Source organism: Jiangella muralis (assembly GCF_001270745.1).
Taxonomy (GTDB): Bacteria; Actinomycetota; Actinomycetes; order Jiangellales; family Jiangellaceae; genus Jiangella; species Jiangella muralis.
Genome location: NZ_LFXL01000031.1, coordinates 1 through 12,384, shown reverse-complemented (window position 1 = coordinate 12,384; position 12,384 = coordinate 1). Strand labels below are relative to the sequence as shown.

The following is a 12,384-nucleotide window of genomic DNA, read 5'->3' as shown; positions in this document are numbered from 1 at the left end:
CCGGTCCGTCCAGATCGCCCGGCGGTTCGCCGGCTGCGGCGGCGTGCTGAACAACGCGGCCCGCAGCGGGTTCGGCGCCGTGGATGAGGTCACCGAGAGCAACGGCAACGAGAGCCGCAGATCATCCACCTTTCTGGTGGTCATAGCGGCTCAAAAGGTTGATGATCATGGCGGCTACGCCGTTGGCGCGCCGCGCTCGTCAGGCGGCGGGTGGCGGCGGGGGAGGCTGAGGCGGCGGCGGCGTGCCGGGCGGCACACCGACCACCCGTACCGGCGCGCGCTGCTTCGCGGCCACCGGCGGTGGCGGCGGGGGAGGCGGCAGTTCCGCCCCGTTCACCCGCAACCGCCGTCCCCACGGCGGGCCGGCGTCGTGCGAGGGCTCGCGCGGTGTCGTGGACTGCGCCGGTCCGGGCCGGCTGTCCAGCTGGCCGCTCGGCTCGACCGGGCCGCTCGGCTCGACCGGGCCGGCCGGCTCGACGCGGCGTGGCACCGAGCCGCCGCCCTTGCCCGGCGCCGTCCCCGATCCCTTCGGCGGCTTGCTCTTCCGGATCGTCGGCGTGGTCTGCTGGCCGTTCGTGCTCTCGTCCTCGTCGAGCCGCTCCAGCCTGATCACCGTCAGCCGTCGCAGCGCGTCGCGGCGGGCCCACGGCACGACCTCCTGGGCGTCGTGCAGCGGACCGGGCTCCTCGGCCGGCGGCGGCGGATCGGCCGGCCGGTCCTCGCCGAGCTGCTCGAGTCGCGTGGTCGTCAGCCTGCGCAGCGCGTCGCGGGCCCGGACCCACGCCGGTCCGCTCTGCTCCTCGCGCGGCTCGGCCTTCGGCTCCGGCCCGGCCGGCTTCTGCTCGGCCTGCTCCAGTCGCGTCGTGGTCAGGCGCCGCAGGGTGTCGCGGGCACGCACCCACGCCGGCCCGGTCTGCTCCTCGGCCGGCTCGGGAGTGGGCTCCGGCGTGGGCTCCGACTGGGCGACGGGCGCCGGCTCGGCGATGGGCGCCGGCCGGGCGTCCGGCTCCGGTGGTGCGGACGTGGCGCGGCGGAAGGCGGTCCGGATCCGGGTCCGCCACGGCACGGCCGGCCCGGCCGCGACGGGCTGCTCGCTCCCGGCCCCAGCTTCGCCGGCGTCGTCGGCCGGGTCGGGCCAAGCTGCCGCGATGCGCCGGCTGACGGCACGGCGCAACTCCAGTCTCGAGCGCGTGCGGCCGGTCGGCGCCGCCTCGGCGCCGGCCGGTTCGGTGGACGCGAGCGGTGCGGTGGCGGGCGCGGCGGGTGCGGCGGACTCGGCCTGCTGTCGTGCGCCGCCGAGCCGGTGCGCGACCGCGGCGCGGAGCCGGGTCCACCCGGACCCGGCGGTCTCGGCCGGCGCCGGGGGTTCGCGATGGCGGCCCCGCGGCTCCGCCGGCTCTGCCTCGGCTGCCGCCGGCTCTGCCTGGGCTGCCGCCGGCTCTGCCTGGGCTGCCGCCGGCTCTGCCTCGGCCGCCTCCGCCTCTGCCTCGGCCGCCTCCGGCGACGCGTCTCGCGTGCGTGGCGGTGCGTAGCGGCGCCGGATGACGCCGGACGGGCGGCTCGGCGACTGCGCGGCGACGCTTGCGGACCGCGCCTGCGGCTCCGGCTCCGGGGTGACGGGCGGCGGCTGGGCCGGGCTGGCGGGCGGTGCCTGAGTCTCGGGCACTGGTGCGACAGGTTCGCGCTCGGCCGGCGGCGGTTCCGGTTCGGCGGCCGCAGGACTCGCCTCGGCCGGCTGCGGCTCGGCGGTCGCCGATTCAACTGCCGCCGGTGGGGGAGTGGGCTCGCTGGGCGCCTGGTGCGCCGCGACGACACTCGCGGCGCCAGCAGCACCGACCGGCGCGGGAGCAGCGGCAGCACCGATGGACGCTGGGCCGACAGCGGGCAGGTCCGCCGGCTGGGCCGATGGCAGGGTGGCTGGCGGGGCCGATGGCGGGGACGGTCGCTGGGGCGGGCCGAAGCGGCGCCGGACGGCCACCCGCAGGCGGACCCGGGCCCGATCGGCGATGGCCATGGTCGCCAGCGCCCCCGTCACCCCGACGACGAGGGTGCCGACGGCGCGGAGCTCGGACGGGAGCCGGACCAGTGGGCCCCAGCCCTCGAACGTCCCCAGCGCGGCGAGTCCGGCGAGAACGGCCGCCACCACGATGCCGCCGCGGTGCGGGCGCGGAACCTCGGGCGGCGGCTGGGCCTCCCACGCGATCAGCCCGCCCATCGCCGCCAGCGCGAAGCCGAGCACGCTGCCGAGGCCGCCGAGGTCGGCGATGCCCATGATCAGGCCGGTCGTCACCAGCAGCCGGGCCGGGAGTCCGGCGGTGTCGTGGCGGCGCGCGGGGAGCCAGGCGATGACGGTGCCGAGGCCGAGCAGCAGCACCACACCGGCGACGGTGAGGAGGAAGCTGTTGTCGGCGTCGAACATATCCGACATTCGACCATGAAGAAGGCCGGTGGCGCAGCCGGGCCGCGCCGCAGCTAGGCTCTAGTGTGCTCATCGCCGCTGCGATCTGCCCGTATCCGCCGCTTATGGTGGCCTCTGACGACGCCCGGATGGACGACGTCCGGGCGGCCTGCTGGTCCGCACTGGACGACCTGCGGGCGGCCAGCCCGGACCTCCTGGTCGTCGTCGGGCCGGGTGAGACGACGGCCGACGAGGCGGGGCGGGCGGGCAGTCTGGCCGGGTACGGCCTCGACGTCACGGTCGCGCTCCCCGGCGCCGGAGAGGGCCGGACGATGCCGCTCTCGCTCAGCGTCGGCGCCTGGCTGCTGCAGCGCGACGGCTGGGAGGGGCCGGTGGCGACGGCGACGGTGGCCGGCGACGCGGGCGACGGTGACGGGGTGGAGCTGGGCCGGCGGCTCGCCGACCGGGCCGACCGGGTGGCGCTGCTGGTGATGGCGGACGGCTCGCCGCTGCGGGCGGACACCACGCCGGACGCGCTGCGCGGGCGGGCGGAGCGTTACGACGCCGCACTGGCGGCCGCCCTGCGTGACGGCGATCCGCGCGGCCTCCTGGGCCTCGACGCGGACGCGGACGCGGAGGCCGGGTCGCCGGGGCGCCAGGCACTGCGGGTGCTCGCTGGCGCCGCCGACGACGGGCTGTTCGATGCCGAGGTGGGCTACGACGCCGCCCCGTACGGCGTCGGCTACCTGGTCGGCGTCTGGGAACGGCACGGCTGACGCGCGTACCGCTCCCAGCTCGACCGGTCGACGGCGTCAGGCGGGCGGGTTGTCCTCGCCCTTCTCGCCGTCGAGGCCGTCGATGAGGTCGCGGGCCTTGTCGTCGACGCCCTCGAGGTGCTCGCTGTACTTGCCGCCGGTCTTGTCGTCGATGAAGTCGGTGGCCTTGTCGACACCGTCGCCGACCTTGTCAGCGTTGTCCGAGAGCATGTCGGTGACCTTGTTCTTGATTTCGTCGAAGCCCATGATCGGCACTTCCCCTCGTTGACGTGGCCGTCGGGCCGCCTGGTGCGGCTCGAACAGCGCTCCCACCGACGTTCATACCCCCACCTCCGGCGACCCGCAACGCGTTCGCCGACACCCGTGGCGCTCGCCGTGGGAATGCGAGGACGCCCGGCCGGAAATGATCGAGGCAAAAGTGCGTAACGCACCGAATATACCGTATCGGTCTCGACACTCGATCCGTGGGGGTCGAAGGCGCGCCGAAATCATGAAATTCGGAGTAAATGCACTGGTCAACGACGAATATTGTCAGGATCTTGCTATATCGATACGAACCCCCTAGCGTGGATTGCGCCATGAGGGCCCGCCGCGGGGAATGCGCGGTTGGTGGGCCGTGGCGATCTGCCGTGGATGTGCGGGCGCGGCGCGGGCGGGTGCCCGATGCCAGATAAGCCTGTTTACCTGCGGTGATGTAGGTGCCGGCCGTCCGAGTCCAGTGCAATGGCGCACGCGCACGTGTCACTCGAGCAATCGTAGGGAGTTTGTATGCCCGGAAGTGACCAGAAGGGCCTTCAACACATTGCCGAGACCACGGGGATCCCAGACGCGCCACAGGATTTCGGCGACAATCCACTCGAGGTTCGCGCCACCGACCACTACACCGCCGAATATGTCGCGAGTTTCGTCGAGAAGTGGGACGAGCTGATCGACTGGAAGCGCCGCTACGAGAGCGAGGGAAGCTTCTTCATCGACCAGCTGCGCTCCCGTGGGGTGCGCAAGGTCCTGGACGTCGCGACCGGCACCGGGTTCCACTCCGTCCGCCTGCTGGAAGAGGGGTTCGAGACGGTCAGTGCGGACGGCAGCCCCGACATGCTGGCCAGGGCGTTCGCGAACGGCCTGACGCACGGCGGCCACATCCTGCGGGTCGTGCACGCGGACTGGCGGTGGCTGAACCGGGACGTCCATGGCGAGTACGACGCGATCGTGTGCCTGGGGAACTCCTTCACCCACCTGTTCTCGGAGCGGGACCGGCGCAAGGCGCTCGCGGAGTTCTACGCGATGCTGAAGCACGACGGCGTCCTCATCCTGGACCAGCGCAACTACGACGCGATCCTGGACGACGGCTTCGCCAGCAAGCACACCTACTACTACTGCGGCGAGGACGTCTCGGCCGAGCCGGAGCACGTGGACCCGGGGCTGGCGCGGTTCCGGTACCGCTTCTCGGACGGCTCCGAGTACCACCTGAACATGTTCCCGCTGCGCAAGGACTACGTGCGACGTCTGATGCGCGAGGTGGGCTTCCAGAAGGTGGAGACCTACGGCGACTTCCAGCAGACGTACGCCGACGACCGCCCGGACTTCTACATCCACGTCGCGGAGAAGAGTTACGTGCCTGACGAGGAGCTCACCGACCACTACTCCGCCGCGGTCCAGACCGCGCGGGACTACTACAACTCCGCCGACGCCGACGGCTTCTACGCGACCGTCTGGGGTGGCGAGGACATCCACGTCGGCACGTACGCCGAGGCGGACGAGGACATCGCCGTGGCCAGCCGGCGGACGGTCGAGACGATGGCGGCCCTGGTGGACGTCGGCCCGCAGTTGCGCGTCCTGGACGTGGGCTCCGGCTACGGCGGCGCGGGCCGGTACCTGGCGAGCACGTTCGGCTGCTCCGTCACCTGCCTGAACCTGAGCGAGGTCGAGAACGACCGCAACCGCCGGCTCACCGCCGCGCAAGGGCTGGACGGCCTGGTCGACGTGGTGGACGGGTCGTTCGAGGACCTGCCGTTCGAGGACCAGGCCTTCGACGTCGTCTGGTCGCAGGACGCGTTCCTGCACAGTGGTGACCGGGCGCGCGTGCTGGAGGAGGCCGCCCGGGTGCTCCGGCCCGGCGGCGTCATGGTGTTCACCGACCCGATGAGCGCCGACGACGCGTCCGCCGCGAGCCTGGCCCCCATCCTGCAGCGCCTGCACCTGGAGTCGATGGCCTCGCCGGCCTTCTACACCCACCAGCTCGGCCGCCTCGGCCTGACGTCGGTGGAGTTCCACGACCGCTCGCACGACCTGGTCAGCCACTACCAGCGCGTGCTGGCCGAGACGGAGCGGCGTGCGGCCGAGCTGAACGGAGTGGTCGGCGACGACTACCTCGTCCGGATGAAGGCCGGCCTGCGGCACTGGATCGACGGCGGCCGGGCCGGGCAGCTGACCTGGGGGATCTTCACCGCCCGACGCGAAGAAGGAGCGCAGCGATGACCTTTCGGCGGCTGTTCACCAGCGAGTCGGTGACGGAGGGCCACCCGGACAAGATGGCGGACGCGATCAGCGACTCCATCCTGGACGCGATGCTGGCGCAGGACCCGCGGTCCCGGGTCGCCGTCGAGACGCTGATCACGACCGGGCAGGTGCACGTCGCGGGCGAGGTGACCACCAGCGGCTACGTGGACATCCCGGCGATCGTGCGGGACCGGATCCTGCGCATCGGCTACGACTCCTCGGCCAAGGGTTTCGACGGGGAGTCGTGCGGCGTGAACGTCGCGATCGACGCGCAGTCCGCCGACATCGCCCAGGGCGTCGACACCGCGCACGAGTTGCGGGTCGAGGGCGCCACCGACGCCATCGACGCCCAGGGCGCGGGCGACCAGGGGCTGATGTTCGGCTACGCCTGCTCGGACACGCCCGAGCTGATGCCGCTGCCGATCGCGCTGGCGCACCGGCTGTCCCGCCGGCTCGCGGCGGTGCGACGCGACGGCGTCCTGCCGTACCTGCGGCCGGACGGCAAGACGCAGGTGACCGTCGAGTACGAGGGCGAGCGTCCGGTGCGGCTCGACACCGTCGTGGTGTCGAGCCAGCACGCCGCGGACATCGACCTGGACCGGATGCTGGCCGTGGACGTGCACGATCACGTCATGGCGCCGGTGCTGGCCGGCGTCGAGCTGGACACGGCGGACACCCGCCTGCTGGTCAACCCGACTGGCCGGTTCGTGGTCGGCGGGCCGGTCGGCGACGCCGGGCTGACCGGGCGCAAGATCATCGTCGACACGTACGGCGGGATGGCCCGGCACGGCGGCGGCGCGTTCTCCGGCAAGGACCCGTCCAAGGTTGACCGGTCGGCGGCGTACGCGATGCGGTGGGTGGCGAAGAACGCCGTCGCCGCGGGCCTGGCCGGACGGATCGAGGTGCAGGTGGCCTACGCCATCGGGAAGGCCGCGCCGGTCGGGCTGTTCGTCGAGACGTTCGGCACCGAGGCCGTCGACCCGGCCAAGATCCAGCTGGCCATCGAGGAGGTGTTCGACCTGCGGCCGGCGGCGATCATCCGCGACCTCGACCTGCTGCGTCCTATCTACGCGCCGACCGCCGCCTACGGGCACTTCGGCCGCCCGGACCTCGATCTCCCCTGGGAGCGGACCGGGCGGGTCGACCAGTTGCGCGAAGCCGCCCGAGCCTGATCACCCGAGGAGGCCCTGCCATGCGCGTCGCCGTGACCGGCTCCATCGCCACCGACTACCTGATGGTGTTCCCCGGACGCTTCACCGACCAGCTCGTCGCCGACCGGCTCGAGCAGGTGTCGCTGTCCTTCCTCATCGACCGGCTCGACGTCCGCCGCGGCGGCGTGGCGGCCAACATCTCCTACGGCATGGGCGCGCTGGGATTGCGCCCGCTCCTGGTCGGCGCCGTCGGCCCGGACTTCGACGAGTACCGCTCCTGGCTGGAGCTCAACGGCGTCGACACCTCGCACGTCCGGGTGTCCGACGAACGGCACACGGCGCGCTACCTGTGCACGAGCGACAGCATGAACAACCAGATCGCCTCGTTCTACTCCGGCGCCATGGCCGAGACCGGCGAGATCGATCTGGGCGCCGTCGCCGAGCGGGCCGGGGGACTCGACCTCGTCCACGTCGGCGCCAGCGACCCGGACGGCATGATCCGGCACACCCAGCAGTGCCGCGATCTCGGCCTGCCGTTCGTCGCGGACTTCTCCCAGCAGATCGCCCGCATGAGCGGCGAGGAGGTCGCGTCGCTGGTGCCCGGGGCCCGGTTCCTGTTCACGAACGAGTACGAGGCCGGGCTGCTGTGCGAGAAGACCGGCTGGTCGCACGCGGACGTGCTGGAGCGGGTCGGCGGCTGGATGACGACGCTGGGCGCCGGCGGCGCGCGCCTGGAGGCGAACGGCGCCGCGCCGGTGGTGGTCCCGTGTGTGCCGGCGAAGCGGGAGCTCGACCCGACCGGCATCGGCGACGCGTTCCGGGCCGGGTTCCTGGCCGCGTTGTCGTGGGACGTCCCGCTCGAACGCGCGATGCAGACGGGGTGCCTGCTCGCCACCCTCACCATCGAGGCGCGCGGACCGCAGGAGTACCTGGTCGACTCCGTGGCCTTCCACCGCCGCATGGCCGACGCCTACGGCGACGACGCCGCGGCCGAGATCCTGCCGTTCCTGCCCGCCGCCTGAGAGGGGACCGCGTGACCGAGACCTTCATCGAGGCCCTTGACCGGCGGGTGCTCGTGGCCGACGGCGCCATGGGCACCATGCTGCAGGGCCACGACCTCGGGCTGGACGACTTCGTCGGGCTCGAGGGGTGCAACGAGATCCTGAACGTCACTCGCCCCGACGTCGTGCGGTCGGTGCACCGGGCCTACTACGAGGCCGGCTCCGACCTCGTCGAGACGAACACCTTCGGCGCCAACTGGGCCAACCTCGCCGAGTACGACATCGCCGGGCGGATCGGCGAGCTGGCCGAGGCCGGCGCCCGGCTGGCCCGCGAGACGGCCGACGAGTTCGCCACCCCGGACCGGCCGCGGTTCGTCCTCGGCTCGGTCGGGCCGGGCACGAAGCTGCCGACCCTCGGCCACGTCCGCTACGCCCACCTCCGCGACGCCTACGCCGAGCAGGTCGCCGGCATGCTGGCCGGCGGCATCGACGCCGTCCTCGTCGAGACCAGCCAGGACCTGCTGCAGGCGAAGGCGGCGATCCTGGGCGCGAAGCGGGCGATGCGGGCGGCGGGCCACGAGGTCCCGATCGTCGTCCAGGTCACCGTCGAGACCACCGGCACCATGCTGGTCGGCAGCGAGATCGGCGCGGCCGTGACGGCGCTGGAACCGCTGGGCGTCGACCTGATCGGGATGAACTGCGCCACGGGACCGGCCGAGATGGGCGAGCACCTGCGCTACCTGGCCCGCCACGCCCGGGTGCCGATCTCGGTCATGCCGAACGCGGGGCTGCCGGAGCTCGGCCCGGACGGCGCGGTCTACCCGCTCGGCCCGGACCAGCTCGCCGCGGCGCTCGCCGGGTTCGTCCGCGACCACGGAGCCCGGCTGGTGGGCGGCTGTTGCGGCACGACGCCCGAGCACTTGCGGGCCGTCGTGGCCGCGGTGGACGGCCTGCCCCCGGCCGAGCGCTCGCCGGAGCGCGAGGCCGGCGTCGCATCCGTCTACCAGAGCGTGCCGTTCCGCCAGGACACCAGCGTGCTGGTGATCGGCGAGCGGACCAACGCGAACGGCTCCAAGGCGTTCCGGACGGCGATGGCGGACGAGAGGTGGGACGACTGCGTCGAGATCGCCCGGGCGCAGACCCGCGACGGCGCCCACCTGATGGACCTGTGCGTCGACTACGTCGGCCGGGACGGCGTCGCCGACATGGACACGCTGGCGTACCGGCTGGCCACGGCGTCGACGCTGCCGGTGATGCTCGACTCCACCGAACCGGCGGTGCTCGAGGCGGGCCTGGAACGCCTCGGCGGCCGCTGCGTGATCAACTCGGTGAACTACGAGGACGGTGACGGGCCGGACTCGCGGTTCCAGCGCGCGATGCGCGTCGCCGCGGAGCACGGCGCCGCCGTCGTCGCCCTCTGCATCGACGAGGAGGGCCAGGCGCGGACGGCGGACTGGAAGGTGCGCGTGGCCTCGCGGCTGATCGAGGACCTCACCGCGAACTGGGGGCTCGCCCTCGACGACATCATCGTCGACACCCTGACCTTCCCGATCTCGACGGGTCAGGAGGAGGTCCGCCGCGACGCGGCCGAGACGATCGAGGCGATCCGCCGGCTGCGGGACCGGTACCCGGCCGTGCAGACGACGCTGGGCGTGTCCAACGTCTCGTTCGGCCTGAACCCCGCCGCCCGGCAGGTGCTCAACTCCGTCTTCCTGCACGAGTGCGTCGAGGCCGGCCTGACGACGGCCATCGTGCACGCCTCGAAGATCCTGCCGATGTCGCGGATCCCGGACGAGCAGCGTGCGGTCGCCCTCGACCTGATCTACGACCGGCGGCGCGAGGGGTACGACCCGCTGCAGCGGTTCATGGAGCTGTTCGAGGGCGCCACCGCCGCGTCCAACCGGGAGACCCGGGCCGAGGAGCTGGCCCGGCTGCCGCTGGGGGAGCGGTTGGAGCGGCGCATCGTCGACGGCGAGCGCAACGGCCTCGAGGCCGATCTCGACGCGGCCATGCGGGAGCGGCCGCCGCTGGAGATCGTCAACGACACGCTGCTGTCCGGCATGAGGACGGTCGGCGAGTTGTTCGGGTCGGGCCAGCTGCAGCTGCCGTTCGTGCTGCAGTCCGCCGAGGTCATGAAGGCGGCGGTGGCGCACCTGGAACCGCACATGGAGAAGGACGACTCCGGCGGGAAGGGCCGGATCGTGCTGGCGACGGTCAAGGGCGACGTGCACGACATCGGCAAGAACCTCGTCGACATCATCCTCTCCAACAACGGCTACGACGTGGTCAACCTCGGCATCAAGCAGCCGGTGGGCGCGATCCTCGACGCGGCGAGCGAGCACCGGGCCGACGCCGTCGGCATGTCCGGGCTGCTGGTGAAGTCGACGGTGGTCATGAAGGAGAACCTCGAGGAGATGAACGCGCGCGGCGTGGCCGAGACCTGGCCCGTGCTGCTGGGCGGTGCGGCGCTGAACCGCACGTTCGTCGAGGACGACCTCGCCTCGGTCTACAAGGGCGAGGTCAGCTACGCCCGCGACGCCTTCGAGGGCCTGCGGCTGATGGACTCCATCATGAAGCGCAAGCGGGGCGGCGTCGTCGAGGCCGACCCGGAGGCCGAGGCCAAACGCGCCGAACGACGCGCCCGCCGGCAGCGGTCGAAGCAGCTCGCCGAGGCGCGCCGGGCCGAGCAGGAGGCGGCCCAGCCGCCCGGCGGCCGGTCCGACGTCGCCGCCGACGTCCCCGTCCCCGAGCCGCCGTTCTGGGGCACCCGGGTGGTGCGCGGCATCGCGCTGGCCGAGTACGCGGCACTGCTGGACGAGCGCGCCACGTTCCTCGGCCAGTGGGGGCTGCGCGGCGCCCGGGCGGGCGAGGGCCCCGGGTACGAGGAGCTGGTCGAGACCGAAGGCCGGCCGCGGCTGCGGTACTGGCTGGACGAGCTGACGACTCGGGGCGTCGTCGCGCACGCCGCGGTCGTGTACGGCTACCTCCCGTGCGTCTCCGAGGGCGACGACCTCGTCGTGCTGGACGCTCCGGCGCCGGACGCCGGCGAACGGTGCCGCTTCACCTTCCCGCGGCAGCGCCGGGACCGGCGGCTGTGCCTGGCCGACTACTTCCGTCCCCGCGACCTGGCCGTGAGCTCGGGCCGGGTGGACGTGCTGCCGCTGCAGCTGGTGACGATGGGGCAGCCGATCGCCGACTTCGCCAACGAGCTGTTCGCCGCGGACGCCTATCGCGACTACCTCGAGGTGCACGGGCTCGGGGTCCAGCTCACCGAGGCGCTGGCCGAGTACTGGCACCGCCGGGTCCGCCAGGAGCTGCGGCTGCCCGGCGGCGGGTCCGTCGCGGCCGAGGACGCCGACGACGTCACCGAGTTCTTCCGGCTGGGGTACCGCGGCGCCCGGTACTCGCTGGGCTACGAGGCCTGCCCCGACCTGCGCGACCGCGAGAAGGTCGTCGCGCTGCTCGACCCCGGCCGGATCGGGGTCACGCTCTCGGCGGAACACCAGCTGCACCCCGAGCAGTCGACCGATGCCTTGGTGGTGCACCACCCCGAGGCCGTCTACTTCACCACCTGAATCGACTTGAGGAGCCGTTCCATGTCCCTTGATTTCAAGGTCGCTGATCTGTCGTTGGCTGATTTCGGTCGTCGTGAGATTCGTTTGGCTGAGCATGAGATGCCGGGTTTGATGGCGATGCGTGCCGAGTTCGGTGACAGCAAACCGCTCACTGGCGCCCGGATCACGGGTTCGCTGCACATGACGGTGCAGACGGCGGTGTTGATCGAGACGTTGACGGTGTTGGGCGCGGATGTCCGGTGGGCGTCGTGCAACATCTTCTCCACCCAGGATCACGCGGCCGCGGCGATCGCGGTCGGCCCGACGGGGACGGTGGACGCGCCGGCGGGGGTGCCGGTGTTCGCGTGGAAGGGTGAGTCGTTGGAGGAGTACTGGTGGTGCACCGAGCAGGCGTTGACCTGGCCCGGCGCCGCTGGCCCGAACATGATCCTCGACGACGGTGGCGACGCGACCCTGCTGGTGCACAAGGGGGTGGAGTTCGAGAAGGCCGGCACGGTCCCGGACCCGGCGGCGGATGATCCGGAGGAGTGGCGGGTCGTGCTCGGGCTGTTGAAGCGCACCCTGGGCGAGTCGGACTCGCGGTGGACGGCGATGGCGCGGGAGATCCGTGGTGTGACGGAGGAGACCACGACCGGGGTGCACCGGTTGTACGAGATGATGCGCGACGGCGCGTTGTTGTTCCCGGGTATCATCGTGAACGATTCGGTGACGAAGAGCAAGTTCGACAACAAGTACGGGTGCCGGCATTCGCTGATCGATGGGATCAACCGGGCCACCGATGTCCTGATCGGGGGGAAGGTGGCGGTGGTGTGCGGGTACGGCGATGTCGGTAAGGGGTGCGCGGAGTCGCTGCGCGGGCAGGGCGCGCGGGTGGTGGTGACGGAGATCGACCCGATCTGCGCGTTGCAGGCGGCGATGGACGGCTACGAGGTGACCACGCTGGACGAGGCGATCGAGCGGGCGGACATCGTGGTGACCGCGACCGGC

8 protein-coding genes are annotated in these 12,384 nt (G+C 72.4%); 6 read left to right on the top strand and 2 right to left on the bottom strand.

The features are described 5' to 3' along the window. Positions 1-199: 199 nt before the first annotated feature. Positions 200-2,419: a hypothetical protein gene (locus tag ACW62_RS24395; protein WP_053206718.1), complete on the bottom strand. Its 2,220-nt coding sequence runs from the start codon at positions 2,417-2,419 to the stop codon at positions 200-202. Positions 2,420-2,523: 104 nt separating this feature from the next. Here ACW62_RS24395 and ACW62_RS24390 point away from each other — a divergent pair, with 104 nt between their 5' ends. Further along, a complete protein-coding gene (locus tag ACW62_RS24390) occupies positions 2,524-3,174 on the top strand; it encodes a class III extradiol ring-cleavage dioxygenase family protein (protein WP_205629565.1) in 651 nt (216 codons plus the stop codon). 36 nt (positions 3,175-3,210) lie between these two features. Here ACW62_RS24390 and ACW62_RS24385 read toward each other — a convergent pair whose 3' ends face one another. Then, positions 3,211-3,420, bottom strand: coding sequence for an antitoxin (locus ACW62_RS24385; RefSeq protein ID WP_053206834.1), 210 nt, complete (start codon positions 3,418-3,420; stop codon positions 3,211-3,213). Positions 3,421-3,942: 522 nt separating this feature from the next. Here ACW62_RS24385 and ACW62_RS24380 point away from each other — a divergent pair. From ACW62_RS24380 to ACW62_RS24360, 5 genes are all read left to right on the top strand, one after another. Next, a complete protein-coding gene (locus tag ACW62_RS24380; RefSeq protein WP_083460131.1) occupies positions 3,943-5,649 on the top strand; it encodes a glycine/sarcosine N-methyltransferase in 1,707 nt (568 codons plus the stop codon). After that, positions 5,646-6,842, top strand: coding sequence for a methionine adenosyltransferase (gene metK, locus ACW62_RS24375; protein WP_053206716.1), 1,197 nt, complete (start codon positions 5,646-5,648; stop codon positions 6,840-6,842). Before ACW62_RS24380 ends, metK begins: the two co-directional genes overlap by 4 nt. Positions 6,843-6,862: 20 nt before the next feature. Next, positions 6,863-7,843 carry a carbohydrate kinase family protein gene (locus ACW62_RS24370; protein WP_053206715.1) on the top strand — a complete coding sequence of 327 codons (981 nt, stop codon included), beginning with the start codon at positions 6,863-6,865 and terminating at the stop codon, positions 7,841-7,843. An 11-nt stretch (positions 7,844-7,854) separates the two neighbouring features. Continuing rightward, positions 7,855-11,397 carry a methionine synthase gene (metH, locus tag ACW62_RS24365; RefSeq protein WP_157574954.1) on the top strand — a complete coding sequence of 1,181 codons (3,543 nt, stop codon included), beginning with the start codon at positions 7,855-7,857 and terminating at the stop codon, positions 11,395-11,397. A gap of 21 nt (positions 11,398-11,418) precedes the next feature. Continuing rightward, a partial coding sequence (locus ACW62_RS24360; RefSeq protein ID WP_053206714.1) for an adenosylhomocysteinase occupies positions 11,419-12,384 on the top strand: 966 nt, incomplete at its 3' end.